A 26,409-nucleotide genomic window follows, 5' to 3' on the forward strand; every position below is an offset into this window, starting at 1 on the left:
TACTTGCGTACACGAATAATTTACTGTTCAAAAGCAGGTGGATTTGTTAATTTAGCGCCGTTGTACCAATTTTTAGGTTTAATTTTAGGTTCTGTGTGAAAGCTGCATTGTTTATTTTGATTAGCGTATTATTGCTCCAGCCATTGCTGGATAGCTTTGATGTGGCCGATCATAATGCTGCGTTTAATCAGGCTTCGGTACTACTATCAGAAGAAATCGACCTTGAAGCCCATTGCGCTGTCAATGGCGATCATCAGCTACACCAAGCTGAACATGCCGAGCTTGCAAAACAGTTATCTGACTCAGCTGAGAAAGGCCATTGTCACGTTTGTCACAGCCCTGCATTTGTAGATACGCTACACCTGTCTGAGCCTACTGATGTCTATTTCACTAAAATAGAATCACTCGATTTAAATTTCAAATCGGCTGACTTAGCACCGCTACATCGCCCACCAATTTTTGCTCTTACTTAATCCAAAACCCTTTTTAGATTTTATTTGGGCTTAGCCCATTTTAAGTAAGAGACAATATATGTATTTAAGAAATTTTATGCGTTACGCATTGCTGTGCGTATGTTTTATGTATGTGACAAATAATCATGCTTCAGAGCTGGAGCATGATCACCAAGAAAATGAGCAAGCTGAACAAACTAATGAAGTCAGTTTAACTGAGCAACAACAGCAACTGGCTAATATAAAAGTTGAACGCCTTGTACTAAAAACACACAATCAAACCTTGTATGCCCCAGGTGAAATTAAAGCCAATGGCTATGCCAGTTATGTGGTATCACCGCGTGTTGATTCAATTGTTGTAAAGCGCCATGCCTTGCTGGGGCAACACGTAAATAAAGGAGATTCTTTAGTCACCTTATTTAGCGGTGAAGTTGCCAGCCAACAAACTGAATTTAGATTAGCAGAAGCTGAGTGGCAACGAGTCACTAAAATGACACGCGGCACACTGAGCGAAAAGCAAATCCTGACCGCTAAAGCCGAATATGAAGTCGCCTATAGCCGACTTGTTGCCATTGGTTTATCGAAACAAGCCATTGCGCAAACACTCACCATAGCGCCTGAAAAGCTCGGTGAATATACCTTGTTTGCACAAACATCGGGTGCTGTTTTAACTGATAACTTTGCTCAAGGTCAGCGTGTTGATTCGGGGATTGAGCTGATGCTGATTGCCGATGAATCAGCGCTTTGGGTTGCCGCACAGCTTTCAGCTAATCAAGACCGTACTATCAGTAATGGTTCTAAGGCGCTGTTAGAAGTAAACGGCCATCGCTATCAAGCAACAGTTATTCAAGAAGCGCATACGATTGATGAACAAACACGCTCGCGAACAGTTAGGCTCGAAGTAAAAAACACGCAACATAGTTTGCATCCTGGCATGTTTGCGGATGTGTACTTCCATTTTGAAACAGAGCAAGCGGTACTTGCCGTACCGGAAAATGCGTTAATACGCAGTGCCGATGGTGACTGGCAATTGTTCGTTGTTGATGATGATGGTGGCTTTATCGCAAAAGAAGTGACCCTAGGTCGAAGTTTTGGTGATTATCGCGAAGTGTTTGATATTGAAGCAGGGCTTGAAGTTGTCACGCAGGGTGCTTTTTTTATTGCCTCACAGCTAGCTAAAGGCGGATTCGATCCGCATAACCACTAGAGGTGACGCATGTTTAATTTATTAATAGAGGCGGTGATAAAGAGCCGTTTACTGGTGGTGTTGGCCTTGCTTGCTGCAATTGCAGTGAGTGCATTTATGATCCCAAAACTAAATCTAGATGCGTTTCCTGATGTGACCAATGTGCAAGTTGCAGTTAACACTGAAGCGCCAGGGCTCGCGGCTGAAGAAGTAGAGCAACTGATCACATACCCGATAGAAGCCGTGATGTATGCACTGCCCGATGTAGAACAGGTTCGTTCTATTTCTAAAACGGGTTTATCGGGCGTCACTGTGGTGTTTAAAGAAGGCGTTGATATTTACTTTGCTAGGCAACTTGTTTTTGAACGTTTGCAATCTGCTAAAGAGCTGATCCCAACTGGTGTAGGTATGCCAACCATGGGCCCTAACACTTCAGGGCTTGGACAAGTCTATCAGTATTTACTTGAAGCAAAGCCGAGTGCAAACATTGATAGCATGGCACTGCGTAGTTTAAATGATTGGGTTGTTAAATTACTTATTTTACCCATTGATGGTGTGACCGATATTTTGTCATTTGGCGGCGAGGTAAAGCAGTATCAAGTAAATTTAAACCCCAATAAGTTATTAGCTTATGACTTAACACAACAAGATGTCAGCAATGCGCTAGATGCTAACAACAGCAATGTCGGTGGCTGGTATATGAACCGTGGTCAAGAACAACTTGTTATCCGAGGTACAGGTTGGTTTACCCCAGGCGAAAAGGGGCTTACTGAGATTGCACAAACGCCTATCAAAACAATTGATGGTACGGTCGTTAAAGTGGCAGATGTTGCGAATGTTGAACTTGGCAGTGAAATTCGTCAAGGTGCTGTCACCTTGTCTAAACGTGATGAAAAAGGCGAAATAGTCAATCGTGGTGAGGTGGTCACCGGCATCGTGCTCAAACGAATGGGTGCTAATACCAAGCAAACGATTGATGGCATCAACGCACGTGTCGAGATGATAAATCAAGCACTGCCAAAGGGAGTTGAATTTAAAGCAATTTACGACCAAGCAGAGCTTATTAGCCAAGCGGTACAAACGGTTATTGATGCACTGCTTTTAGCTTTTATATTTATTATCATAGTATTAGCGCTATTTTTGTTGGATTTAAGAGCAACATTTTTGGTGCTGTTGTCGATCCCTATTTCGATTGGCTTAGCACTGAGTGTAATGGCATGGCTTGGATTATCGGCAAACTTAATGTCGTTAGGTGGTATTGCTGTTGCCATCGGTATGCTGGTAGATGGCTCAGTGGTGATGGTTGAGAATGTGTTTAGACATTTAGGATTGAAAAACAATCAACATAAATCACCTGCCGAGCTTGTTGCTACTGCTGCAAAAGAAGTTTCACGACCAATCTTTTTTGCCTCTTTGATTATTCTAACGGTATTTTTACCGCTGTTTAGCTTTGAAGGTGTTGAAGCTAAGTTATTTCAGCCAATGGCTGTGAGTATTATGCTGGCGATTATTAGCGCTGTGATTGTTGCCTTGGTTGTTGTGCCAGCTCTGTGTGTGTACTTATTTGCTAAGGGCGTGACAGTAAAGCAAAGCATCTTATTAAAACCAATCGATATGCTTTATCAACGGGCTTTACAAAAAGCATTGCACGCTAAACGCAGCGTTTTAGCTATTGCTGGGTTATTGCTTATTGTAGCGGCCGTTATGCTACCAAAGCTGGGTACTGAGTTTGTGCCAGAGCTTGAAGAAGGCACTATTAACCTACGTGTGACACTTGCTCCCTCTGCAAGCCTTGATACAGCAATTGCAGTTGCACCAAAGCTTGAAGCCATGTTGCTTGAGTTTAGCGAAGTGGAATATGCGCTGAGCCGAATCGGTCGTGCTGAAGTGGGGGGCGATCCTGAACCGGTTAACAACATAGAAATCTATTTAGGCTTAAAGCCGCATGAGAAATGGGTAAATGCGAAAACGCGTGTTGAATTGCAACAGCTAATGGAAGCCAAGCTTGAGCAATTCCCTGGACTTTTGTTCAATTTTTCACAGCCTATAGCTACCCGAGTTGATGAGCTTTTATCGGGTGTTAAAGCGCAGTTAGCAATCAAGTTGTTCGGTAGTGACTTGGCGGTGTTGAGTGAAAAAGGTCAACAAATTGAACAACTGGTACAGCAAATACCTGGTGCTAAAGATGTCGCGATGGAGCAAATAGGCGGTGAAGCACAGCTCATAGTCAAACCCAACCGTTTAGCATTATCGCGCTTTGGTTTATCGGTGGCTGATTTAATGGATGTAGTCCAGCATGGTATTGGTGGGCAATCAGCAGGGCAAATTATTAATGCTAATGAGCGCTATGATATTTATGTGCGCATAGCAAAAAGCTATCGCCAAAACCCGGATGTGATTGCTGATCTTCGACTGCGAACTCCTGCGGGGGCCATTCTTAGGGTGGGAGATGTAGCCGATGTACAGATTGAGTCAGGCGCTCCACAAGTTCGTCGCGATGATGTGCAAAGGCGGGTGGTTATTCAAGCGAATGTGCAGGGACGAGATATGGGGTCAGTTGTTGCCGATATACGCGCTGCAATTGCTGATAAAATGCAGCTGCCAAGTGGTTACAGTGTAGCTATTGGCGGTCAGTTCGAAAACCAGCAACGGGCACAACAGCGGCTGATGACTGTAGTACCTGTGGCCTTGTTACTCATTGCGTTATTGCTTTATTTTGCCTTTAGTAACTTATCGCAAGTGGTGCTTATTCTTGTCAATGTTCCTTTGGCTGTGATTGGTGGGGTGATTGCATTGTATGTCACTGGACAATATTTATCAGTACCTAGTTCCGTTGGTTTCATCACCTTATTTGGCGTTGCGGTATTGAACGGTGTAGTGATGGTTGAAAGCATTAACCAACGAGTTAGCGCTGGCGATAGCAAAGATAAAGCGGTATTTGAAGGCGCTGTTTCACGGCTAAGACCCGTACTCATGACTGCGCTTACTTCAATGCTGGGGCTTATTCCGATGCTGCTCAGTACAGGAATAGGGGCTGAAATTCAAAAGCCCCTCGCTACTGTTATTGTTGGCGGTTTAGTCAGTGCAACCTTCTTAACTTTATTTGTACTTCCGGTACTTTATAAGTCGATGAGTAAATAAAAATAAAGCAAAATGGGGCTAACGTTTAGTTGCCCCATTTTTAATGCACTGTATTTCTGTAAAGGGCGTTTACACTATGCTAAAGCCCTTATAAACTGGGCGTTACAATAATGATGTAAAAAGGAATACAGAGTGAGTAACGCAATTACAATCCGTCCGGCAGTAGCAAGTGATGCCGCAACAATTCTACATTTTATTACCGAGCTCGCTATCTACGAAAAAGAGCCTGACGCAGTTAAAACAGACGAACAAGCTATTTTAAAGACGTTATTCAGTGAAGGCGCAACGGCTCACAGTGTTATTTGTTTAGAGGGTGATACGCCAATTGGTTTTGCAGTGTATTTTTATAATTACTCGACGTGGCTTGGCAAAAATGGTTTGTATTTAGAAGATCTTTACGTCAGTTCAGATAGCCGTGGTAAAGGTGCGGGTAAGCAAATTATGCAATACCTTGCTAAACAAGCACTCGAAAAAGACTGCGGTCGTTTTGAGTGGGTTGTTCTTGATTGGAATAAGCCTGCTATTGATTTTTATGACAGCATTGGTGCTAAACCACAAAATGAGTGGATTATCTACCGCTTAACAGGTCAAGAGCTGATTGATTTTGCGCATCAATAAAAGCTATTCGTTTTAGCTGTAAAAACAAATTAAAGTATAAATAAAAATCATTTGCATTTAATCTTTTCTGTGTGTAGTTTAAACACACAGGTTTTAAGTGCAGGTGATTTTATGACTCAAACAACATCCCACACAGCGCCAACATATCAACCAATTGACGATGCACTTGCCCCATGGCAAAAGGCAATTTATGAAGGTAATTTATCTTTTGAATGTGGGGACTTAGTTGTTGCCCGTGACCACTATACAGTCGCTGCAAATATTGCAGAGACATTAATGGCGCAGTTTACGAATATACCCTACAGCCACACAGTGGCGGATTCACTATCACATTGCTTCCCAGCGTTTGTTGTTGCAACGCATAACTTAGCAGATACGTTTAAAGTGATGGGTCAACCAGAAAAAGCATGTAATTGGTTATGCCATGCTCATCAAAAGCTTAGTTTGGTGTTATGCCATCCCAATGAAAAAATACGGCATCTAGTTCTGCATCATCATCACAAAACCTATTTTGAATTGGTTAAATTTGCCCAAATGTCCGCAGATTTTCCTGAATTGATCACACGCATAAATCATGTATTGAGTGATCATTCTCACAAAACACAGTTACTTCATTAATGATAAGGAAACATGATGGCTTACACATTACCGACATTAGAATACAGCTATGAAGCTCTTGAACCACATATAGATGCGAAAACGATGGAAATTCATCATACACTCCATCATCAAACTTATATCAATAAAGCTAACGCGGCATTAGAAGGCAGCCACTATAGTGAACAGGATGCTGAAAAGTTACTTCGTACCATAGGCTCACTTCCTGAGCCATTACAAAAAGCGGTGCAAGAGCATGTGGGCGGTCACTATAATCATTCATTATTTTGGCAAGTAATGACACCAAACGGCGGTGGCCAGCCAAGTGGTGAATTAAATACAGCGATTGTTGAAGCATTCGGTAGCTTTGATAAGTTTAAAGAGCAATTTACAAATGCAGCGGTTAGTCGCTTTGGTAGTGGCTGGGCTTGGTTATGTGTTGATAAGAACAACCAGCTTGTTGTTGAAAGTAGCCTAAATCAAGATAGCCCTCTGATGCATAATCACACACCTATACTGGGCCTCGATGTATGGGAACACGCCTATTATTTGAAATATCAAAATCGACGTCCTGAATACATCGCAGCATTTTATGAGGTTATTAATTGGTCTGAAGTTGAGCGCCGATATTTAGCAGCAACTAAATAAACATTAATCAAATAGGTTAAGGTCCGAAACTGGCTAGTCAAAAAAAATTATTCAGTTAAGCTAACCATATTAGCGAATAACGAGAATAACTATGACTAGCCAACAATGGCAAACAGCGAGGCAAAGCCGTGACGCTCGTTTTGACGGCGTATTTTTTGTTGCTGTTAAAAGCACGGGCATTTATTGCAGACCTATTTGCCCCGCACCGACTGCGCAAGAAAAAAATGTTGAGTATTACCAATACGCGCATTTAGCCGCGCAAGCTGGTTTTAGACCTTGCATACGCTGTCGCCCTGACAGTGCCCCCAATAGTTCTGCATGGTTAGGAACCAAAACCACCGCTTTACGTGCTAAGCAACTCATAGATAAAGGTGAAGCCTACGATTGTGAGCTGTTAGCCGATAGGCTAGGGGTGTCGAGTCGTTACTTACGTCGTTTGTTTAATCAATACTTTGGACTCTCGATCACCCAATATCGATTATTTAATCAATGCAATTTTGCCAAGCAGCTATTACAAGAAACCGATTTGTCGATGGCAGATATTGCATTTGCATCAGGTTTTAATAGTATCCGACGCTTTAATGATGCATTTTTGAAGCAATTAAATATGGCCCCGTCCAAGCTGCGCAAGTCAGATAAAAAGCCAACTGCGACATTAAATTTAACACTGGCTTTTAGGCCGCCTTATAATTGGCAGGCACACCATGGCTTTTTACAGCGCCGATTGATTAGTGGCCTCGAATGGCTAACTGCAACGAGCTATGGTCGAACCTTTAAAGACAAACATTGCCAAGGGCAATTTACCGCACATTTTGTTGAGCATAAAAACCACTTTAAAGTGGCCATTGATATTGATAACACCCGTTATTTACAGCAAGTGATCAACAATATTCGACGTGTGCTAGATTTGGATGCCGATACACACACCATAGAGCTGCATTTAAATGCCGAGCTTAAAGGTGCTATGCCGCTAAGTGAAGGGCTGCGCCTACCTGGGATTTGGTCAGACTATGAAGCAGGTATTCGCGCAGTCCTTGGTCAGCAGGTAAGTGTAACGGCTGCTCATAATCTAGTGACGCAGCTTGTGAACGAGTTTAATCAGCACAGCAACATTCACTATTTTCCAAGCCCTGAGTGGGTCGCTAACTCAGAGCTCGATTTTTTTAAAATGCCACAGGCGCGTAAAGATGCGCTTAGGCGTTTAAGTGCTTACTGTTATCAAAACCCAGATAATCAAGAACTTGATTATTGGCTAGAACTAAAAGGTATTGGCCCATGGACAGTAAATTACGCCAAACTGCGCGGTCAAAGCCATCCTGATATTTTACTGGCTGGCGATTTAGGGGTTAAAAAAGCCCTCGCTGGCGTAAGCGAATTTGATAGTGAGCGATGCGCACCTTTTCGTTCATATTTAACTTTTCAACTATGGCAGCAACTATGAGCATGCAACAAGTTATTATGCCAAGCCCCATTGGCAACATCACCATCCAAAGTACTTCGAAGGGTATTAGCTATGTAGGCTTTTACCCAGTTGAGATTATGCAAACAGAAGAGGTGAATGAACATACACTGACACCGATTTTAATCTGTATTAGCGAGCTGAATGAATATTTTAACGGTGATCGTACTGCGTTTACTGTGCCGCTTGATACCAAAGGCACAGACTTTCAAAAGCAAGTATGGCGTGCATTAATGAACGTTGAATTTGGCGCAAGCAAGAGCTACCAAGATATTGCGCTGGCAATTAATAACCCAAAAGCAGTGCGTGCAGTTGGGGCGGCAAATGGCAAAAACCCCATCAGTATAATTGTGCCATGCCATCGAATTATTGGCGCAAATGGTAAACTAACTGGTTATGCTGGTGGACTTAGTAGAAAAGAGTGGTTGCTTAGGCACGAAGGCATTTTGTAAAAATTAAATTTGGCTTCTACACTGGTATTAATTTACTAAATTCGTAGTTTATTATCACAGTGACGTTATTTTATATTAGGTGTGTAGTAGCCATTGCCGTGTTTGCCACATTTTATTCGCAAGCCAGAAGCATACAGACTATCAATATTTGTTATGCCGATTCTGCGAAAGCGCCACTGTTTTTGAACGCTCGGCATGAAATCCCCATTTTTGCAGCGCAGACCCAATTCAACATTTTAAAACGTATTGACGATAGCCTTGCTAAGATAAATTTTATTTTGCACAAAAAAACACGGCAATCTTGTATCGAAGCAATAAAAACAGGCGAAATGGATGCTCATCTAAGCGCATTTAATCACGAAAAGTTAAGCTATGCGGCTTTTCCTGTTAATAACAATAAGCAACCTATTAGCGAATTTGCACTAACACGGTTTAGCCAATGTTTACTTGGTAATAGGCGCCTTCATACCAAGTGGGGGGCGCGGGAAGTGTTTCAACGAAAAGCGTTCTCACTTGTTGTGCCAAATGGATTATTTATAGGTGATGCTGCAAGTGAAGAAACATTTTTTATAGAGTACTCATTTACGCAACAAGATGCGGTGAATCAAGTTATAGCAGGAAACGCAGATGCAACGCTAGCAATATGCGAAATCGGTAATAACAAAGTTGATTTGTCTGTATACCATAAACATAAATTAGCGCCTGTGTTTCCGCCGCTTAATACAACAACGGCTTATTTAGCTTTTTCAAACAACTTTTATTCAAAACATGAAAATGTGGTTAAACTAGTGTGGCAGCAGCTAGCAAAACAACCTATTTCCTCTCATTACGCTCAACTTCTTCATCTAAACGTGACCGATTAAAACACTGCACTTTAAAACGCAAAGGAAAGGGTGATGTTACGGCGTGATTAAGGTAGCATATTGCGACTTAATTTTATGGGCAACCTCATGGCACAGCTGTACTTTTATTATTCTGCGATGAATGCAGGAAAATCGACAACACTTTTACAATCTGCATTTAACTACCGTGAACGAGGTATGGAACCCGTTATTTTAACTGCGGCAATTGATGATCGTGCAGGGGTGGGTAAAGTGTCATCGCGAATTGGTTTACAAGCTGATGCACATATTTTTGATGCGGATAAAAACGTATTTGAATTGATTAAATCGTTGCATGCCGAACAAAAGCGTCACTGTATTTTAGTTGACGAATGTCAGTTTTTATCAAAAGAGCAAGTTATGCAACTGACTGATGTGGTTGATGAATTAGGTATACCGGTACTTTGTTATGGCTTGCGTAACGATTTTAGAGGTGAGTTATTTAGTGGCTCGCAATATCTACTTGCTTGGGCAGATAAACTCATTGAGCTAAAAACGGTGTGTCATTGTGGCCGTAAAGCGAATCATGTACTGCGCACAGATGAACAGGGCAATGCAATTGCCGACGGTAATCAGGTAGAAATTGGCGGCAACGACCGCTATGTGTCGGTATGCCGCAAACACTATAAAGAAGCGTTAAATCTCGGCCGATAACGCCGAAATAAAGCTATCAATATCCTGCTTAGTGACATCTAAATGGGTCACTAAGCGCAGTGGTTTACCTGCTGAAAATAGTATGCCCTGTTTTTTCAGGGCTATTACCATGGCGTTTAAATCGATATTTTCATCAACATTTGCGTAAACAATGTTGGTATCAATTTGAAACGATGATGTGTCAAAACCCGCTAACGAATTTAACTGCTGTGCTAAATAAGCCGCATTATTGTGATCCTCAGCAAGTCGTGCTACGTGATGCTTAAGTGCATATTGCCCTGCGGCTGCAAGCATACCCGCTTGGCGCATACCACCTCCGAGCACTTTACGCCAGCGGCGCGCTTTATCAATCAGTGCTTTGTTACCCAATAATAATGAACCCACAGGGGCGCCTAACCCTTTTGATAAACAAATAGACACTGAATCAAAGTATTGGGTGATTTCCCTAATATCAACCCCTAACTTAACCGCGGCGTTATACACACGGGCCCCGTCTAAGTGCAGAGCAAGGTTATGTTTATTTACACATTCTCTTGCTTGTTTAAGGTAGCTAAGCGGGAGTACTTTGCCGCCAATGGTGTTTTCTAAGCTCAGTAATTTGGTTTTTGCAAAGTGAAAATCATCTGCTTTAATTGCAGCCACTACATTGTCTAAATCTATGGTGCCATCAGGGTTATTTTCGATAGGTTGCGGTTGAATAGAACCTAAAACAGCAGCACCGCCACCTTCAAATTTGTAATTATGTGCTTGTTGACCACAAATGTATTCATCGCCACGCTCACAATGTGCCATTAGTGCCAGTAAATTAGCTTGCGTACCTGAGCTACAATAAAGCGCACTTTCAAAACCGTGACGCTCAGCAGCATATTGCTCAAGCTGATTAACACTTGGGTCGTCGCCATAAACATCATCGCCGACAGCAGCGTCATTCATAACTGCGCGCATCTGTGCTGTAGGTTTAGTTACTGTGTCTGAACGAAAGTCGATCATCTTATTATCCTTATACTAGTTCGTTTAGAATGGCTTGGCGGTCGGCTTGGTGAAAATAGCTCCAAGCAATGAAGCGACTTATTTTTTGGCCTTGTGCCATTTTAATAATTTTTACATCTTTCACATCAAGTGTACTAAGCAATTTTTTTAAAGCTGGCAAAGTATCAGACTTAGAAACCAGCGACGTAAACCAAATACACTGCTCAGCAAACTCTTGGCTTTCAATGATCATTTTACTGATAAATTCACGCTCGCCGCCTTCGCACCAGAGCTCATTTTGTCGGCCACCAAAATTAAGCTCTTTTTGTGGGGCTTGGTTTAAGTTTTTCCACTTACGGTCAGTACCTTCTTTGGCCTGTTGTTCACTGGCATGAAATGGTGGGTTACATAAAGTAAGGTGAAACACATCTTTATGAGAAATAACCCCAGTAAACATTTTATTGGTATTGTTTTGCTGCTTTATAGTAATTTTAAGTCGATTAAATTGTGCAATTTGCTTTGCAATTTTAACGGATAAGGCATCGATATCTGAACCTGTAAAATGCCAGCCATATTCGTGATTACCAGTAAGCGGATAAATCACATTTGCACCAGTGCCTACATCAAGCACTTTTACCTGTTTACCTGTTGGAATATGCCCTTGGTTATCTTTTGCTAGTAAGTCAGCTAAGTGATGAATGTAATCAACACGCCCTGGTACCGGCGGGCAAAGGTAGGTGTCGGGCAAATCCCAAAAATCGATTTTGTAATGGCTTTTTAATAACGCTTGATTGAGGGTTTTAACCGCTAATGCATTGGTGAAATCTATCGTATCAGTGCCCTTTGGTGTTTGCTTTATAAAGGCTGCTAAAGCAGGGGTATCTTTGCATAGTAAAGTAAAGTCGTAGCCATTTAAGTGGCGATTTCGCGGATGCATTAAGGAAAACCTATCTGTTAGCCATATCAAAGGCAGATTGTAACAAATTAATCTTAGCTCTGGCGCAGTTACGGTGGATATTTTTATAACTAGCAAAAGGTTAGTATGTTTGATACGTGTAGAAGAGTTCTCATAACAAGCTGTAATGTATGGCATCTTATTAAATTAGCTTTAGTGTTTACGTCGCAATTGTTTAGGTGGGGGCTAGCCTTGCCTATTACTTAACACAGCGTTACTACACTCTTGTTTTGAAATTAACATAAATAACTCACTGAATTTGTTTATGTCACAGGCAGCGATAAGCAAATTGCTTGCGCTAGTATAATTAAGCTCAATAGGATATTCTCATCGGCAATCTATATTAAGATGTATTTAATTATAAAAGGATTTTTATGTTTGAGACCATCTCTGCGCTATCTGGTTTATTTGCTACGATTTGGATTTCTGTAGGTGTTTTCGTAACGGCTAAGTTTTACCCTAATTACGACCATAAAAACCAATTTTGCAGTGAATTAGGCGCTGCGGGTAGCCCCACCGAAAAGTTATCACCTATTATCAATAATTATCCCCTCGGTTTTATATTTTGCTTATTTGGTTGGCATTTAATACAGCTTAATAATGCGAACATTGCTCTTGTCGTTACAGGTATTCTTATTATGCTCCATGGAATAGGAACATGGGTTGCGGGCTACTTTCCAATGGATAAAGACCCTTATACCCAGTCACCAACATTGAGTTGTAAAATACACTCATGGGCGGGTGTTATAATGCTTTTATCTCTTTTACTTGCCCCAGTAATAGTCGCATTCAGCCCTGTCTCTACTTACATTCCTTTTGAGTTTAGAGTGTTTTCAATCATTGTAGTTTTGCTCGCTATTTTTTATTTAGTAAAAATGGCTAAAGGTTTGAAAAATAGAAAGTTAACTGGCCTTTATCAGCGTCTATCGTACTGGGTCAAGTTGATCTGGATAAGTGTTTTATCTTTGTTATTAATATAAAGTTAGTTACATAGTTAAAGTCTGCTGGTAGCACTAAAAATACAAACAATAGATTGACAGGACATTTATGAGGGAAGAATTGAGAGCCAGAATACTGGAAGTTTGCGATAAGAAAATGAAGAGCAAGGGAGAGAATGTGGGTCTGTCATTTTACGCCTTTTTTAAAAATAAAAATGATTGCCCTGAATTGCTAATGGAAGCGGCTACATGGTGGATCCAAACTCATAAGTTAGATCACTTTGTTAAAGCAAAAACGATCAAAGAGATGGTAGAAAGTAATTTATAACAAGCTCTCTTAGACGCTACTAACATGTCGTTTCTAGGGCTGAGCTGTTATAAAGAGCGAATCACAGAACTTTGCTTTTTGTTAATTTTATCGAATGATTACCTCGTAAAGTAAACATCCGTAAGTAGAAACGCGAGACGGTTTGAGGCAAAGAATTGAACTAATCGTTCAAAAATAAATATTATTAAGGTTAAGGAGTAACATGGGTATTTCACTGGAAGAAATAGGTAAATCGAATTACGAAGCTGTTTGTGATTTAGATGTAACTGATGAGCAAGAAGAGTATGTTGCTAGCAACATGTGGTCTCTTGTAGAAGCTCATTATAACTCAGGGTATATCTGCAAAGCGATTTGCCAAAATGGTCAGCCAGTTGGTTTTTTTATGTGGGTTTTAGAGAACCCCTCAAAAATTTCAATTTGGCGTTTCATGGTTGATAAGAGGTATCAGAAAAAAGGGATTGGTAGGGAAGCACTAACGCAAGCAATAGATGCTATAAAGCAGAGTCCCACTGTTAAAGAAATCGAAATATGTTATGACCCAAAAAACCCTGTAGCTAAAGAATTCTATTCAAGCTTTGGTTTTCAAGAGGTTGGCTTGGACGAAGAAGATGATGATATGTTAGCTATCATTAGACTTTGAATTTTAACTACAATAAATTTAACGGTAAGTTCAGCTTGCCGTTTTTCATTTCTGTTATTTATTTTTTAAAAAATACATAAGTTTATTTTAAGGTTAGCAAAGTACAGTGAGACAGTAGCTAAAAAATAAACAAGATAATTTTAACTTGTTTATGTTTCTGATCATTAAAGTAACAATGATTGAACGCTACACTAAATCCACGAATTTCAAACGCATATAAACTAGGTACTACTATGAATGCGTTTCTGTACAAACGAGGCTTTATGAATTTTAAAAATACAACAACTCATTACAGCACTATTTCAATTGCCTTACACTGGCTTATGTTTATTTTAATTGTTACTGTTTTCGCTAGTATTGAGCTACGTGAATTATTTGATAAAGGTACTGAAACTCGTAATGCTTTTAAAATGTGGCACTTTATGTTGGGCTTATCAGTTTTAGCTTTAGTCGTTGTGAGGATAGTTATGCGTGTATTGGCAGGTCCGATACCCGCAATACAGCCTACGCCTGCTAAATGGCAAGATGCTTTAGCTAAATTAGTACACATTGCGCTTTATGTGTTTATGTTGGCGATGCCAATAGCAGGCTGGTTAATATTGAGTATGGCAGGAAAACCAGTGCCATTTTTCGGTATAGAGCTTCCTGCATTAGCAAGTGAAAACAAGGAGTTGGGTAAGTCTATAAAAGAAATACATGAAACAGTCGGCGAGTTAGGTTATTACTTAATCGGCTTTCATGCCGCGGCTGCATTGTTTCACCATTATATTTTGGCAGATAACACCTTTATACGCATGTTACGTCCTAAAAAGTAGATACAAAACAAAAGCTTCTTACCAAAAATAAACTCAGGAAAGCATAATATGAATTGAAAAGAATTTTATTGGTAAACGGGATAGGTGACGAGTGCCGAACAGATTATTTTTACCATACTTAAAATATGCGAATAAGGGGGAAATAAAGCACATCAAATCAAATTCCCAACTCTAAATTTTAGTGTCAGATGGGAGGTAACAATATGGAAATAAAAAAGTACATAATGCTAAATGTCATTGTGGCACTGTAGAGTTAGAGCTGATTATGCCACATGGCTTAGAAGACCCGCGTCGTTGTTCATGTTCTATGTGTCGTAAGCGTGGAGCAATTGCTGCTTCTGTTTTGCTTGAAAACCTAAAAATTATTAAAGGCGAGGATAACTTAACCCTCTATCAATTTAACACCATGGCAGCAAAACACTATTTTTGTAAAACATGTGGAATATATACTCATCATCAAAGGGGTTCTAACCCTCATCAATTTGCAATCAATGTTGCGTGTATTGAGGGTGTTAACCCCTATGATTTAGAGCCAGTTAAAATATACGATGGAATCCATCATCCGAAGGATGAAATTATCTTATAAATTAAAATTTTAACGAGTATTTTATAAACGTTATTCTCGGTTTGCCATTTGGATTACTTCACGTTTAATGATGGCGGCACATTAACTTAGGCTTGATATTGGTGCTTTAGATAAGCGCTGTTAGTGTTAACAAAAATGCTTACTTTAGCCCTTTTATACGTCATAGCGGTTCCTTGACTATCATTTCATAATGCTTGCTTTGCCCAATAGACTGGCGTAACTTAATACTGGTACGATGAGTCTATAAGAATAAAAAGGTCAAACGTGACGATTAAACAAGAATCAGTATTTATAAAGCTCGCCGAAAGCCAAACATTACACTTACGCCGTATCTGTAGAACGGATGCCAAAGGACCTGCAGTGTTTTTTATGCATGGTGCTGTTGAAAATGGCAAAATCTTTTACACCCACAGTAATAAAGGCTTGGCCCCTTTTTTAGCTGAACAGGGTTATACTTGCTATGTGGCTGATTTACGTGGTCGTGGAGAGAGTAAGCCTGCGATTTCAAAGCACGCAAAGTATGGCCAAACTGAGGCTATTTTAGAAGATATTCCCGCATTTTTAGAAAAGATTAAACAGCTTGAAGGTGAGCCTGCTCGTTATTGGGTGGCACACTCTTGGGGCGGGGTGTTAATGAACAGTGTATTTGCGCGTTTTCCTGAGCTGATTGAAGATGTAAAAGCGTGTGCTTATTTTGGCTCTAAGCGGTCTTTGTATAACCACCATCCGAGCAAGTATATTCAAGGTAATTTAATTTGGTATGGGCTGGCGCCATTAGTCGCCCGCAAGCATGGCTTTGTTCCTGCTAAAAAACTTAAGTGGGGTAGTGATGATGAAACCCGTAAATCCCATTACCAAAGTATGCAATGGGCTAAGCGCAAACCTTGGGTCGATACTGACGATGGTTTTGATTACGCCAAAGCATTAGCCGATAAAGCGTTACCACCGATCATGCATGTTGCGGGGATTAAAGACAAAGCACTGTGCCAGCCCATTGATATCGAAAAGTTTATGGCTGAGTCAGGCATAGGTAAACAAACTATGACTATTTATGGGCGCAAATACGGTCATAAAGTTGATTATGACCATATTAACATGCTTACTCATCCACAGGCTCGTCAGGACCAGTTTGCTGATCTTCTGAATTGGTTTGAGGCCCACTCATAAGCTTTTGCATTGCCACTTCGTAGCGTTTGTATTTTTCTGTTGCTTTTGTTGAAAGCGGTTGCCTGACAGCCGCTTTACTGAGTGTAGCCACAGGCTTATTTGATTTATAGAAATCTAAAAAGTGATCACTGTATTTAATAGCCAAAAATTCGCTTAAAGATTGTAATGTTTGTTTTGGCTCTGTGACAAGTTGTTCATAGTTAAGGTCAAAAATTGCCTCTGGCATAGTGTGCTGCCAATGTGCCATAAGCTCAGTGTATAAATCAAAGTACTGTTTGAACTCAGTGAGAGAGCAAAAGTAGGGTTCGTTTTCAGCAAAATAATTACTAAAGACTGACCATGCAATCGCATTGTAGTCGCGCTGCATATTAATAAACTTGGCATTTGGAAATAACAAATATATTAAGCCAAGAGATTGATAATTAGCGGGTAGTTTGTTGATCATAAATGGGCGCACTTGGGGCGCTTGTTTTATTCGTTCAATGTAGATGTTACGGGCATGATTGATCAGCCCTTGATCAAGCTTTGCCAAGCAAGCAGGGTAAGGGGTTTGCGTTTGTTGTTCAATATACGCGACTACTTCATTACTAATGCTTGCATCTTCGCCTAAGCTTGAAAAACTATCATGGCTTATTAGCATTTGCTCAACCAATGTTGAGCCACTTCTGGGCATGCCAATAATAAACACTGGCGTAATGGTGCCACTAAAAAAGCGATCGCGAGAATTGATTAAAGCCTGGCTATTATGTTGAATAATATCTTGGTAAAACGGCGTAAGCTCTGCTGTTTTAAATGTTGTTAACTTAAACTGTAGTTTGTTGGCAAGTGTAAAGTAATTAAATGCTTGGTCTGTGTCGTCTAAAATATCGTAGCTTTTACCCAGCGCATAATAACAAACCATTTTTAAGCGTAAGTTATTTGTGAGTGTGAGAAACTGATGCAGTTCTTGTATGTAGTTTTGCTCGTGATTAAACCGAGCAAACTGCACAAGTTCAAATAAAATATAGGCTTTTACAGGGTAGTCACCCATAGTCAAAGCATGTTGCAATGTGCTGTACGCTTTATCTAGCTCGCCATAAGTTAAGTAGTGTTGAGCAAGGTAGTAATGAGGCTCAGGATTGTGACTGGCGATGGACTTTGCATACTCCAGTACAGTTAAAGCATCGTTTGGAGAGTGAACACCATTAAACGCATCTGCAAGTGCATGCAAAGGCTCAAGCATATAAGGAAGCCGCTCACAAGCGCGTTGTAATAAGTAAACAGCGGCGTCATATCGCTCTAAGCGTAGTGCAATTCTACCTAAACCAAATAGAGCTTCACCACTTTCAGGATTGGCATCTAACAAAGCTTTGAAGTGAAATTCAGCTTCTTTTAATTTGTTTTCAGCAAGGAGTTGATTGGCTTTATTTAGCAACATGACATTACGATGAAATTATTATTTTTATTCACTATAAAACGAAAAAGGCGAAATGTCTTTCGCCTTTTTATTTAGCATGGTTAGTTCCTAAGCTCGCTTAGAACATATAGGTTGCTTTTACGTAGTAGAAACCGCCGTTAATACCAAATGGAGATGTTTCGTAGTACTTACCACCCCAGTTGCTATTTGGAATGCCTGTGTTATCAAAGAAATCGAGTTTTTCAGCTTCTTGGTCAAACAGGTTTTGTGCACCCACAGAGAAACTGATTTCTTCAGTTAAGAAGTACGTTACTTCTGCATCAATGGTTACAGCTGCGTCAGCTGTTTTAGCTGTTGCGTCGTAATCTACGTGCACACCTTGGTATTCACCGAAATAGTTCACACGTGTAAATGCAGAGAAATCTTCCCACTGTTGCGCCCAGCTAAGTGTTGCGCGGTGATTTGGTAAATCATTTTCAAGGCGGCTTACTTTAAATTCGCCTGTGATTGGGCTTGATTTAGTTACTTCAGTATCATTCCAGTTATAAGCTAAGCTGAATGTAGAGCTACCACCTAACAATTCAGTTGCATAGTTAGCCACTAGGTCAACACCTTGCGTTGTGGTATCAAAGTCATTGGTAAAGAAACTAACTTGAGCAAGATTTTGTACGTTAGGTACGCCTGCTGCTTCGAGTGTGTCTTTATCCGCTTGGCTTAACTCAATTTTGTCTGATTGACTGATACGATCATCAACTTGAATATTGTAATAATCAACTGTTAAGAATAAGTCCCCTAAAGTCCAAACTGCACCAAATGTGTAGCTTTGCGACTCTTCTGGCTCAAGCTCTGTACCACCTAATTGTACTGCAATCGGGTTAGTAGGTGGTAATAGGGCAGAGTCCACTAATACACCACTGCTTAGGTTTGTTTGTACGTTACTAACGTTAGCCTGACCAACGGTTGGAGCACGGAAACCTGTACTTAATGAACCACGAATATTTAAGTCTTCAGTTAAGTGATACTGCGCTGTTAGCTTATAGTTAGTGGTTGAACCAAAAGTATCATAATCTTCGTAACGAAGCGCTAAGCCCATTAAAAATTCTTCAGTAAATGGTGCTTCAATATCGACGTAAGCTGCGTAGTTACGGCGTGTGTATTCACCAGCATCAGAAGGTTTGAAACCCGGGAAACCATTTGAGCCAATACCAAAACCTTGCTCTGTTAAAGGGCCCGCAGTGAAAGATGCCACATCACCAGAAACAACAGTAAATGTTTCTTCATGCCATTCTAAACCACCGGCTACGTTTACGTCGTAAGCTAAACCAAAGTCAAAACCTTTTGATAAATCAGCGTTAAAGTTCTTTTCTAACTGCGTGTATTTACCTGGGCTAAAGTCACGCGGGCTTTCAGGACCAAGCGAAGCATTGATGGTATCGTAAATGAAATAGCGAGATTCATTAAAACCGACAGAACCACTTAAGTCGTAGTATGCGCCTTCTAAAAAGCCGTTAGTTACTTCACCTTTAGTACCAATTGTTAATGCAGTGTCTGTAATGTTACCACCAAAGTTAGGTGTAAAACCGCCTGGTAGAATTTCATTAAATGCAAAGCAGTCAGGGTTGTTAGCAACACCGTTAATGTAATCTGGGTTATCTAATACGTTATCATCAATCATGATGTCAGTAGGACAGTTGCCGCTCATGTCGCCAGTTAAATCACCAACAAGTAGCGTTTCACCGCCGTCATTTGAGTACACACCAGGGCGAGTATGTGGATTACGATAGTAGAAACCGCCACGCACATCACGCTCAGAGTAGTTACCAAACATGTAAAACTGTGACGTACTACTTAAATCGAGACCGATATTACCGAAAATTGAAATATCGTCATCGACCTCTGGTGCACCCCAAACTTGCGCAAGCGGAGAGACATCAGGCACACCTGCATCAGCAAGTGCAGCTGCATCTGGACGTTGAACTGAGCGACTTGTTGCGTCAGCCGTTTTATATTGGAAGCTTAAATTTGCAAAGCCATCATCTGTGAAAGGAAGACCTACGTTACCAGAGATTTGCGTGGTATCGCCGTCGCCTTCATAGTATTCACCTTTACGGATCTCAATAGAGCCGCCTTCAGAGGCATCTTTTAATACAAAGTTCATTACACCCGCGATAGCATCAGAACCATACTGTGCAGCAGCACCATCACGAAGTACTTCAACTTGCTTTAGGGCAATACTAGGAATCACCGAAATATCAGCACCTTGAGCACCATCGTTAATACCACCGCCTAAAAATGCAATAACAGAAGCACGATGGCGACGTTTGCCGTTAACTAATACTAATGTACTGTCAGATGGCAAACCACGTAAGTTGGCAGGGCGAACAAGTGACGCTGCGTCACTGATTGGATTTTGATGCACGTTAAAAGATGGAACTGAGCCCTTTAATAACTCAAGCATGTCTGTGTTGCCTGCTTTCGTTAATTCTTCACCACCAATAATATCAATAGGTACCGGTGAATCACCAATTGAGCGTGGTGCTGAACGTGTTCCTACAACAGCAATTTTTTCAACATTTTTATTAACTTTTGTTTCTTCAGCAGTTTGCTCTGCGGCAACAACTGAACCTGATACAAATAGGCCAGCCGTTGTGGTAGCTAACGCAAACTTAATTGCGTGATGTAATGCACTATTTTTTAATTTCATTCTGACTTCCCCAGTTAGAATAGTTATGATTATGCCACCAAATAGGTATTTAAACTTGGTGTAAACAACTTATACCGACTGTAAATTTATTTTGCAAATTGTTAATGGCGTGTTGTTTTTGGCACGGGAAGGGAGGTTTTGTTGTGATTATTTTTATTATGTGCATGAAATTTAAGAAGATAAATTATTCTTAAATTGATTAAAAATAGTCAAAATTTATCTGTTAGTTAGAAAAAAAATTTAATAATTGAGTGTTTGTATAATTTTTGAGCTAAAAGGAAGGGGTAACAGTTTATTTCTTTTGTTGTGTTTTATTACTTAATTGCCATTGCTTTAATTTTTCGCGGTACTCATCCCAAACACAAGGACAGCAACTTCCTCCACCACAGCACTCATCAGGCGCCGGTTTTTGTGGTTTATGATTGCTGTGCTGGTTAGTTTCGTGCATGTGAAATTTAAAATAGTAATAAAAGAGTGTGCAGGGTAATGTAAAAGTTAATATAAGTAAATTATGCTTTGTGAAGTCCCCTTGCTGTGTGAGAATAGCAACATGCGATTATATAAAGTCATTCATAGAGCCCCATTTAGGGTAGCTAAAATAACAAAAAGACGTCAGCAATTACGTTTCAAGCGCGCTATGGTGGCATTAAAGATTGCACTTGCACAAGAAAAGCAAGAAACCAAAGAAATGTTGCATATCTACAAGCGTTACACTCAAGGTAATGCTAGCAAAGAAGAATTACATACCGCTAATGAACAGTTCTTAGATATTTTAAAGGGCTTAGGTCTTGGTGTCTTTGCTGTTTTACCCTTTGCACCAATAACAATTCCCTTAGTTGTGAAGTTAGGCCATTGGGTTGGTGTAGATGTTTTACCTAGCTCTTTCAATATCAATAAGTCAATTAAAGAGATCGATCAGCAAGTGGCCAAAGAAGAGGCGGAAGAGAAAAATCAAAAATAATTTTTATTTCTTTGATTTAGCTAAATAGCTTGAATGCTATACCTTTTGTTGCTTGTTATTGGTATGCTTAATTATCTTTTCTTCATTTAGAGTCGTTTAATGAGTTCATTAATTCGTCATTCTTCATCGGGTATTCCTTTGTCTTTCGTTGAAAAAGCGCAACTTTCAGATTGGCTTAAATCACAATCAAAGGCACTACAAAATTGGCTAGCTAATTGCGATTTTAAGAATAAAGGCTTGGCTTTGGTTGCCGACAGTGAATCCGGTGAACTTACTCACGTTTATTGTTTAGTGGCAGATCTTCAAGATTTTTGGTTAGCCGGTGAGCTATCGACAAAACTGCCTGCTGGTTGTTACCAAATACAAGGTGAAGAAAAGTTTATTGAACAGGTTGCGCTTGGTTTTATGCTAGGTGGCTATGAATTTAGCGAATACAAAGAAAAGCCTTCACCACGCGCGCAATTAGCAATTGAAAATAAAAGCCTTGTTGAGCGTTTAACACAACAAGCAAATGCAATTAACCTTGTTCGTGATCTAGTAAACACACCAGCTGCAGATATGATGCCTCAGCATTTATCTCAGGTTATGACAGACCTAGCAGACACCTATGATGGTGATTTCAGCGAGTGGGTTGGAGATGAGCTTTTAGAACAGAACTACCCAACAATTCATATGGTGGGTCGTGCGAGTGAAAATAAACCTCGCTTGCTAGATTTACGTTGGGGAGCACAAGATGCACCTCAAATAACGCTAGTAGGTAAGGGGGTTTGTTTTGACTCAGGTGGTTTAGATTTAAAACCAAGTTCGGGCATGCGCAACATGAAAAAAGACATGGGTGGCGCTGCACACGTGATTGGTCTTGCACAGTTAATCATGGCTGCCAACCTGCCTATTCGTTTACGTGTTTTAGTACCTGCGGTTGAAAATGCCGTATCACGTAATGCATTTAGACCAGGCGATGTGATCAAAACACGTAAAGGGATCACGGTTGAAATTGACAACACAGACGCTGAAGGTCGTTTAGTATTGTGTGATGCTTTAGCTGAAGCGCAAAATGATAATCCAGAACTTATTATCGACTTCGCAACCTTAACTGGCGCATGTCGTATTGCCCTTGGTACTGAGTTACCAGGTTTTTTTGCGAACAACCGTGATGTTGCCAATAAATTATTAGATGCCGGTGAAAGTTGTCATGACCCAGTTTGGCAACTTCCGCTGTTTGACCAATACAAAGCATTATTAAAAAGTGATGTGGCAGATATTGCCAACTGTGCGTCAACTCCATTCGGCGGTGCAATTACCGCAGCGCTTTATTTGAAAGAGTTTATTGAACCGAGCACGCCTTGGGTTCACTTTGATGTAATGGCATGGAACTTACGTGCATTACCTGGACGTCCTGTTGGTGGTGAAGCTTTGGGTATTCGAGCGGTGTTTAATTACCTACAAGAGCGCTTCCAATAAAATTAAACTTGGTATAGCTCTAATGGCAAATCATCGGGATCGGCAAAAAACGTAAACTGCTTCCCGGTGATTTCATCCAGCCTAATTTCTTCAACTACAATTCCATGCTGTTCTAAATATGCTTTCGCTTTAGCAATATCAGCAACTTTAAACGCTAAATGCCGTAATCCCTGAGCCTCTGGATAGCTTGGTCTTTGTGGCGCATCAGGAAAGGAAAATAATTCAATCTGACTGCCATCTGGCAGTGCTAGATCTAGCTTATAAGAATCACGTGCACTGCGATACTGCTCATCAATTACAGGCAGTTTTAAAATTTCTGTATAAAAATGCTTTGAGTGAGCGTAGTTACTACAAATGATAGCGGCATGATGAATGCCTAATAATTCCATTGAAACCCTCAGGAAAAAGCGCGACTATTGCCGCGCTTAATATTTAATTTGAATTATTCAGTGCCTTTGCACGCTGCTACCGCAGGGGCTACTAACTCTAGTCCTGTTTTATCACAAGGTGGTAAAGCTGCGTCAGACTTCGCTATTGGCGTAACGCGCTCACCCCACTTAATGTAGCTTGCAGCCCACGTTAAACCTGCACCAAAGGCAGCAGACATTATATTTGAATGCGGCTTAATTAAGCCTTGTTCTACGGCCTCACAAAGTGCGATGGCAATTGTTGCTGCTGATGTATTGCCGTAATCCGCGATGTTAACCATTACTTTTTCGTCAGCTACTTTTAGACGCTGTTGAATTGCTTGGATAATGCGTAAGTTAGCTTGATGAGGCACTAATACATCAATATCATCAAGTTGTAACTGTGCTTGGTTTAAAACATCATCACAGGCTTCACTCATGCCTTTTACAGCACGTTTGAAAATTTCACGGCCTTCAAATAATAAATTAGACGGGCCAATTGGTTGGTACTTGTTAAGATCGCTACCAAAGTTTTCGATGTGAAGAATGTCTCTGTCTTCGCTATCACAGCCCGTTTTGGTTGCAAGCAAACCAGATGGTGTATCTGACGCTTCTAATACAACTGCACCCGCGCCATCGCCAAATAATACCGCACTGTCACGGCGGGCCCAGTTTACATACCAAGTCATACGTTCAGCAGCAATAACGACAGCTTTTTTGATCATGCCTGCACGAATTTGTGCGGTTGCAGCTTGTAATGCATATAAAAAGCCTGAGCATGCAGCGTTGGTGTCCATCGCTGCGGCGCCTACCGCACCAATATTTTTTTGAACCAAAGACGCTGTGTTAGCAACCATTGTAGAAGGTGTACAGGTAGCCAATAACACCAAATCAATGTCTTTAGCGTCAACACCAGCGCAGGCAAGAGCTTGCTTTGCGGCAACGGTGGCTAAATCGGCAGTAGAAACATGGCTGACACGACGAGATTTAATGCCTGTACGTGTTGTGATCCATTCGTCATTGGTATCAACAATATTGCTAATTTCATCATTGCTGATGCTTGCTGGTGGTATACATTTACCCCAGCCAGTAATTTGGGCATAAGACATAATGTGTTCTCTTTATGTGGTCAGACTTGTTAAATATCCCCAAAGTTATATCAAAATTCACATCTTAAGACTAGCGTAACGCTCCATCACGTCGCAAATAATGGCATTTACTCGGCATTTAGGTTAAACCTAGTATAAAAAAGAGGCGATTATGAAGAAAATAAATCTAAAAATAAGCACATTATCGGTACTGTCTTTATTATCCGCATTTGCTGTTAACGCGCACACTACGATTATTTACGCTGGAAAAATGCTCGCAGGCACTGAGCAAGAAGTGAAAGAGCAGCAAACACTTATTCTTGAAGACAACAAAATTGCCGCAATAAAAGCAGGTTACTTAACTAAAGAGCAGTTAAATCTCAGTGATGCTGATGTTATTGATTTAAAAAACCAGTTGGTACTGCCTGGTCTTATTGATATGCACGTGCATGTGACGTTTGAGCGCGATGCAAAACGCAACCCGCACCAATGGACTACCGAATACGAAGCTGATAATGCATTACGCTCTTTAAAGTATTTACAGCGAACTGTCGAGGCTGGGTTTACCTCTGTCCGTGACCTAGGTAGTAGCTATCAAGTTATATTTCCGTTAAAGCGTGCTATAGAGCGAGGTGATATCGTTGGTCCACGCATTTTTGCAGCAGGTGATATGATCACACCAACGGGAGGCCATGCTGATATGCATGGCTATCGTCGAGATATCAGTGAAGCTGTAGGTCTTGGGCTAGGCGTTTGCAATGGGGCTGACGATTGTACTAGAGCAGTTCGTGATGTCATAAAAAGTGGCGCTGATGTGATCAAAATCACGGCAACTGGCGGGGTTTTGAGTAATACTGCCGCAGGTGTTAATCAACAATTTACCGATAAAGAGCTGTCTGCAATTGTTAATACAGCGCATCATTTAGGACGAAAAGTAACGGCTCACGCACACGGTACACAAGGAATAAAAGCCGCATTAAAAGCGGGGGTTGACTCAATTGAACATGGCTCGTTTTTAGATAAAGAAACGATAAAGCTATTTAAACAGCATGATGCGTATTTGGTGCCAACCTTGTTAGCAGGTGCGACTGTTAAAAAAGAAGCTTTAAGTAATCCAAACATGCCGAAGGCCATAGCAGATAAAGTTGAGTTTGTGGCACCAAAAATGGAAGCTTCATTTAAACTTGCGCTAAAAAACAATGTTAAAATTGCATTTGGTACTGATTCTGGTGTCTCAAGGCACGGCGCGAATGCCAATGAATTTGAGTTACTTGTAAAATATGGCATGACACCTACTCAAGCTATCAAATCCGCGACTGTCGAGGCGGCAAAGCTGTTAGGGCAGAGTGATAAACTCGGTGACTTGAGTGTTGGTAAGCAAGCGGATATCATCAGTGTTAACATGAACGTTCTTGATGATATAAGTCAGCTGAACAGCGTCAACTTTGTGATGCAGGGCGGTAAAGTGCTCAAACAGTAAGGATGAAGATGAGCGGTAAAATTAAAGCGACGTTATTTAATCATTTGATTGATGCGGAAAGACAATTACTGGAGCCAGAGGTAAGACAGTCAACTGAGGCGCTTGATGCATTGCTCGATGATGATTTTATCGAAATTGCTGCAGACGGTACGTCGTTTAATAAATTCCAAGTTTTAACCCGTTTACCTACTGAAGTTGTCCCTCAGTTTTATAATCAACACTTTAAAGGCCGTATGCTGAGTGATGATATTGCGCAGTTAAGCTATCAAGCTGCTTTTAGGCGCTCTGCACGTGCGGAATTTAATTATTCTGTACGTATGTCACTTTGGCGCTTTAATGGCAAACAATGGCAAATGGTCTTTCACCAAGGTACACCTTGTGCTGTGTTTACAATTTCTATGGACGATGATTAAGTCGTAAAGAGTC

At 40.7% G+C, this 26,409-nt stretch carries 27 protein-coding genes; 20 read left to right on the forward strand and 7 right to left on the reverse strand.

The annotated features are described in order from the left end of the window. Positions 1 to 95: 95 nt before the first annotated feature. The 10 genes from L3V41_RS07185 to L3V41_RS07230 all read left to right on the forward strand — a co-directional run bounded on the left by L3V41_RS07185 (position 96) and on the right by L3V41_RS07230 (position 10,088). Positions 96 to 473 carry a hypothetical protein gene (locus L3V41_RS07185; RefSeq protein WP_237127437.1) on the forward strand — a complete coding sequence of 126 codons (378 nt, stop codon included), beginning with the start codon at positions 96 to 98 and terminating at the stop codon, positions 471 to 473. Between the two features lie 76 nt (positions 474 to 549). Then, entirely contained in the window at positions 550 to 1,659 is a 1,110-nt protein-coding gene (locus tag L3V41_RS07190; RefSeq protein WP_237127438.1) for an efflux RND transporter periplasmic adaptor subunit, read from the forward strand. A 9-nt stretch (positions 1,660 to 1,668) separates the two neighbouring features. Beyond that, on the forward strand, positions 1,669 to 4,779 hold the full coding sequence (locus L3V41_RS07195) for a CusA/CzcA family heavy metal efflux RND transporter (RefSeq protein WP_237127439.1): 3,111 nt from the start codon (positions 1,669 to 1,671) through the stop codon (positions 4,777 to 4,779). A 132-nt stretch (positions 4,780 to 4,911) separates the two neighbouring features. Then, positions 4,912 to 5,397, forward strand: coding sequence for a GNAT family N-acetyltransferase (locus tag L3V41_RS07200; protein ID WP_062567990.1), 486 nt, complete (start codon positions 4,912 to 4,914; stop codon positions 5,395 to 5,397). Positions 5,398 to 5,508: 111 nt separating this feature from the next. Further along, positions 5,509 to 6,015, forward strand: coding sequence for a hypothetical protein (locus L3V41_RS07205; protein WP_237127440.1), 507 nt, complete (start codon positions 5,509 to 5,511; stop codon positions 6,013 to 6,015). A gap of 15 nt (positions 6,016 to 6,030) precedes the next feature. Further along, positions 6,031 to 6,642, forward strand: a complete 612-nt coding sequence (locus tag L3V41_RS07210; protein ID WP_237127441.1) for a superoxide dismutase — start codon at positions 6,031 to 6,033, stop codon at positions 6,640 to 6,642. Positions 6,643 to 6,733: 91 nt separating this feature from the next. Next, entirely contained in the window at positions 6,734 to 8,083 is a 1,350-nt protein-coding gene (locus tag L3V41_RS07215; RefSeq protein WP_237127442.1) for an AlkA N-terminal domain-containing protein, read from the forward strand. 2 nt (positions 8,084 to 8,085) lie between these two features. After that, positions 8,086 to 8,553, forward strand: a complete 468-nt coding sequence (locus L3V41_RS07220; protein ID WP_209438171.1) for a methylated-DNA--[protein]-cysteine S-methyltransferase — start codon at positions 8,086 to 8,088, stop codon at positions 8,551 to 8,553. A gap of 182 nt (positions 8,554 to 8,735) precedes the next feature. After that, entirely contained in the window at positions 8,736 to 9,416 is a 681-nt protein-coding gene (locus L3V41_RS07225) for a hypothetical protein (protein ID WP_237127443.1), read from the forward strand. Between the two features lie 87 nt (positions 9,417 to 9,503). Continuing rightward, entirely contained in the window at positions 9,504 to 10,088 is a 585-nt protein-coding gene (locus L3V41_RS07230) for a thymidine kinase (protein WP_062568177.1), read from the forward strand. On the opposite strand, the gene ltaE is transcribed toward L3V41_RS07230, so the two are convergent. Both ltaE and rlmF read right to left on the reverse strand, forming a co-directional pair. Then, positions 10,071 to 11,078: a low-specificity L-threonine aldolase gene (gene ltaE / locus L3V41_RS07235; protein ID WP_237127444.1), complete on the reverse strand. Its 1,008-nt coding sequence runs from the start codon at positions 11,076 to 11,078 to the stop codon at positions 10,071 to 10,073. The two genes, L3V41_RS07230 and ltaE, sit on opposite strands and share 18 nt — an antisense overlap. A 10-nt stretch (positions 11,079 to 11,088) precedes the next feature. Then, entirely contained in the window at positions 11,089 to 11,994 is a 906-nt protein-coding gene (gene rlmF, locus L3V41_RS07240) for a 23S rRNA (adenine(1618)-N(6))-methyltransferase RlmF (RefSeq protein WP_237127445.1), read from the reverse strand. 392 nt (positions 11,995 to 12,386) lie between these two features. On the opposite strand from rlmF, the gene L3V41_RS07245 reads away from it, so the two are divergent. The 6 genes from L3V41_RS07245 to L3V41_RS07270 all read left to right on the forward strand — a co-directional run bounded on the left by L3V41_RS07245 (position 12,387) and on the right by L3V41_RS07270 (position 16,486). After that, a complete protein-coding gene (locus L3V41_RS07245; RefSeq protein ID WP_237127446.1) occupies positions 12,387 to 12,992 on the forward strand; it encodes a DUF998 domain-containing protein in 606 nt (201 codons plus the stop codon). 67 nt (positions 12,993 to 13,059) lie between these two features. Continuing rightward, positions 13,060 to 13,278, forward strand: coding sequence for a DUF6500 family protein (locus L3V41_RS07250; RefSeq protein ID WP_062567981.1), 219 nt, complete (start codon positions 13,060 to 13,062; stop codon positions 13,276 to 13,278). Between the two features lie 202 nt (positions 13,279 to 13,480). Continuing rightward, positions 13,481 to 13,918, forward strand: coding sequence for a GNAT family N-acetyltransferase (locus L3V41_RS07255; RefSeq protein WP_237127447.1), 438 nt, complete (start codon positions 13,481 to 13,483; stop codon positions 13,916 to 13,918). A 263-nt stretch (positions 13,919 to 14,181) separates the two neighbouring features. Further along, on the forward strand, positions 14,182 to 14,733 hold the full coding sequence (locus tag L3V41_RS07260) for a cytochrome b (protein ID WP_062568176.1): 552 nt from the start codon (positions 14,182 to 14,184) through the stop codon (positions 14,731 to 14,733). Between the two features lie 265 nt (positions 14,734 to 14,998). Continuing rightward, the gene (locus tag L3V41_RS07265) at positions 14,999 to 15,319 is read left to right on the forward strand and encodes a GFA family protein (RefSeq protein ID WP_237127448.1); all 321 of its coding nucleotides are present in this window, start codon (positions 14,999 to 15,001) and stop codon (positions 15,317 to 15,319) included. A 264-nt stretch (positions 15,320 to 15,583) separates the two neighbouring features. Beyond that, complete coding sequence (locus L3V41_RS07270; RefSeq protein ID WP_237127449.1) at positions 15,584 to 16,486, forward strand: alpha/beta fold hydrolase; 903 nt, start codon at positions 15,584 to 15,586, stop codon at positions 16,484 to 16,486. On the opposite strand, the gene L3V41_RS07275 is transcribed toward L3V41_RS07270, so the two are convergent. From L3V41_RS07275 to L3V41_RS07285, 3 genes are all read right to left on the reverse strand, one after another. After that, positions 16,419 to 17,903, reverse strand: a complete 1,485-nt coding sequence (locus tag L3V41_RS07275) for a sulfotransferase (protein ID WP_237127450.1) — start codon at positions 17,901 to 17,903, stop codon at positions 16,419 to 16,421. The genes L3V41_RS07270 and L3V41_RS07275 overlap by 68 nt on opposite strands. Before the next feature lie 97 nt (positions 17,904 to 18,000). Continuing rightward, positions 18,001 to 20,586: a TonB-dependent receptor gene (locus tag L3V41_RS07280; RefSeq protein ID WP_237127451.1), complete on the reverse strand. Its 2,586-nt coding sequence runs from the start codon at positions 20,584 to 20,586 to the stop codon at positions 18,001 to 18,003. Between the two features lie 292 nt (positions 20,587 to 20,878). Next, on the reverse strand, positions 20,879 to 21,034 hold the full coding sequence (locus tag L3V41_RS07285; RefSeq protein WP_083515256.1) for an oxidoreductase-like domain-containing protein: 156 nt from the start codon (positions 21,032 to 21,034) through the stop codon (positions 20,879 to 20,881). A gap of 102 nt (positions 21,035 to 21,136) precedes the next feature. Here L3V41_RS07285 and L3V41_RS07290 point away from each other — a divergent pair, with 102 nt between their 5' ends. Together L3V41_RS07290 and L3V41_RS07295 are read left to right on the forward strand one after the other, a co-directional pair. After that, positions 21,137 to 21,547, forward strand: coding sequence for a hypothetical protein (locus L3V41_RS07290; protein ID WP_062567975.1), 411 nt, complete (start codon positions 21,137 to 21,139; stop codon positions 21,545 to 21,547). Positions 21,548 to 21,646: 99 nt separating this feature from the next. Next, positions 21,647 to 23,008 (forward strand): leucyl aminopeptidase family protein, encoded by a 1,362-nt coding sequence (locus L3V41_RS07295; protein WP_237127452.1) that lies wholly within the window; start codon positions 21,647 to 21,649, stop codon positions 23,006 to 23,008. Between the two features lie 2 nt (positions 23,009 to 23,010). Here L3V41_RS07295 and L3V41_RS07300 read toward each other — a convergent pair whose 3' ends face one another. Both L3V41_RS07300 and L3V41_RS07305 read right to left on the reverse strand, forming a co-directional pair. After that, positions 23,011 to 23,397 (reverse strand): VOC family protein, encoded by a 387-nt coding sequence (locus L3V41_RS07300; protein ID WP_062567973.1) that lies wholly within the window; start codon positions 23,395 to 23,397, stop codon positions 23,011 to 23,013. 53 nt (positions 23,398 to 23,450) lie between these two features. Further along, on the reverse strand, positions 23,451 to 24,524 hold the full coding sequence (locus L3V41_RS07305; RefSeq protein WP_237115620.1) for a ketoacyl-ACP synthase III: 1,074 nt from the start codon (positions 24,522 to 24,524) through the stop codon (positions 23,451 to 23,453). 151 nt (positions 24,525 to 24,675) lie between these two features. Between L3V41_RS07305 and L3V41_RS07310 the strand changes: the two genes are divergently transcribed. Beyond that, positions 24,676 to 25,983: an amidohydrolase family protein gene (locus L3V41_RS07310; RefSeq protein WP_062567971.1), complete on the forward strand. Its 1,308-nt coding sequence runs from the start codon at positions 24,676 to 24,678 to the stop codon at positions 25,981 to 25,983. Positions 25,984 to 25,991: 8 nt separating this feature from the next. Continuing rightward, positions 25,992 to 26,396 carry a DUF4440 domain-containing protein gene (locus tag L3V41_RS07315; protein WP_062567970.1) on the forward strand — a complete coding sequence of 135 codons (405 nt, stop codon included), beginning with the start codon at positions 25,992 to 25,994 and terminating at the stop codon, positions 26,394 to 26,396. Positions 26,397 to 26,409: the final 13 nt, after the last annotated feature.

The sequence above is a fragment of the Pseudoalteromonas sp. L21 genome (assembly GCF_021728035.1).
In the GTDB taxonomy this organism is placed as follows: Bacteria; Pseudomonadota; Gammaproteobacteria; order Enterobacterales; family Alteromonadaceae; genus Pseudoalteromonas; species Pseudoalteromonas arabiensis.

What these genes read in the sequence shown, in the direction of transcription:
- L3V41_RS07190 (WP_237127438.1), top strand. Translation starts at nt 550, where the DNA reads ATGCGTTACGCATTGCTGTGCGTATGTTTTATGTATGTGACAAATAAT.
- L3V41_RS07195 (WP_237127439.1), top strand. Translation starts at nt 1,669, where the DNA reads ATGTTTAATTTATTAATAGAGGCGGTGATAAAGAGCCGTTTACTGGTG.
- L3V41_RS07205 (WP_237127440.1), top strand. Translation starts at nt 5,509, where the DNA reads ATGACTCAAACAACATCCCACACAGCGCCAACATATCAACCAATTGAC.
- L3V41_RS07210 (WP_237127441.1), top strand. Translation starts at nt 6,031, where the DNA reads ATGGCTTACACATTACCGACATTAGAATACAGCTATGAAGCTCTTGAA.
- L3V41_RS07215 (WP_237127442.1), top strand. Translation starts at nt 6,734, where the DNA reads ATGACTAGCCAACAATGGCAAACAGCGAGGCAAAGCCGTGACGCTCGT.
- L3V41_RS07220 (WP_209438171.1), top strand. Translation starts at nt 8,086, where the DNA reads ATGCAACAAGTTATTATGCCAAGCCCCATTGGCAACATCACCATCCAA.
- L3V41_RS07230 (WP_062568177.1), top strand. Translation starts at nt 9,504, where the DNA reads ATGGCACAGCTGTACTTTTATTATTCTGCGATGAATGCAGGAAAATCG.
- ltaE (WP_237127444.1), bottom strand. Translation starts at nt 11,078, where the DNA reads ATGATCGACTTTCGTTCAGACACAGTAACTAAACCTACAGCACAGATG.
- rlmF (WP_237127445.1), bottom strand. Translation starts at nt 11,994, where the DNA reads ATGCATCCGCGAAATCGCCACTTAAATGGCTACGACTTTACTTTACTA.
- L3V41_RS07245 (WP_237127446.1), top strand. Translation starts at nt 12,387, where the DNA reads ATGTTTGAGACCATCTCTGCGCTATCTGGTTTATTTGCTACGATTTGG.
- L3V41_RS07250 (WP_062567981.1), top strand. Translation starts at nt 13,060, where the DNA reads ATGAGGGAAGAATTGAGAGCCAGAATACTGGAAGTTTGCGATAAGAAA.
- L3V41_RS07255 (WP_237127447.1), top strand. Translation starts at nt 13,481, where the DNA reads ATGGGTATTTCACTGGAAGAAATAGGTAAATCGAATTACGAAGCTGTT.
- L3V41_RS07260 (WP_062568176.1), top strand. Translation starts at nt 14,182, where the DNA reads ATGAATTTTAAAAATACAACAACTCATTACAGCACTATTTCAATTGCC.
- L3V41_RS07265 (WP_237127448.1), top strand. Translation starts at nt 14,999, where the DNA reads ATGCCACATGGCTTAGAAGACCCGCGTCGTTGTTCATGTTCTATGTGT.
- L3V41_RS07275 (WP_237127450.1), bottom strand. Translation starts at nt 17,903, where the DNA reads ATGTTGCTAAATAAAGCCAATCAACTCCTTGCTGAAAACAAATTAAAA.
- L3V41_RS07280 (WP_237127451.1), bottom strand. Translation starts at nt 20,586, where the DNA reads ATGAAATTAAAAAATAGTGCATTACATCACGCAATTAAGTTTGCGTTA.
- L3V41_RS07285 (WP_083515256.1), bottom strand. Translation starts at nt 21,034, where the DNA reads ATGCACGAAACTAACCAGCACAGCAATCATAAACCACAAAAACCGGCG.
- L3V41_RS07290 (WP_062567975.1), top strand. Translation starts at nt 21,137, where the DNA reads ATGCGATTATATAAAGTCATTCATAGAGCCCCATTTAGGGTAGCTAAA.
- L3V41_RS07295 (WP_237127452.1), top strand. Translation starts at nt 21,647, where the DNA reads ATGAGTTCATTAATTCGTCATTCTTCATCGGGTATTCCTTTGTCTTTC.
- L3V41_RS07300 (WP_062567973.1), bottom strand. Translation starts at nt 23,397, where the DNA reads ATGGAATTATTAGGCATTCATCATGCCGCTATCATTTGTAGTAACTAC.
- L3V41_RS07305 (WP_237115620.1), bottom strand. Translation starts at nt 24,524, where the DNA reads ATGTCTTATGCCCAAATTACTGGCTGGGGTAAATGTATACCACCAGCA.
- L3V41_RS07310 (WP_062567971.1), top strand. Translation starts at nt 24,676, where the DNA reads ATGAAGAAAATAAATCTAAAAATAAGCACATTATCGGTACTGTCTTTA.
- L3V41_RS07315 (WP_062567970.1), top strand. Translation starts at nt 25,992, where the DNA reads ATGAGCGGTAAAATTAAAGCGACGTTATTTAATCATTTGATTGATGCG.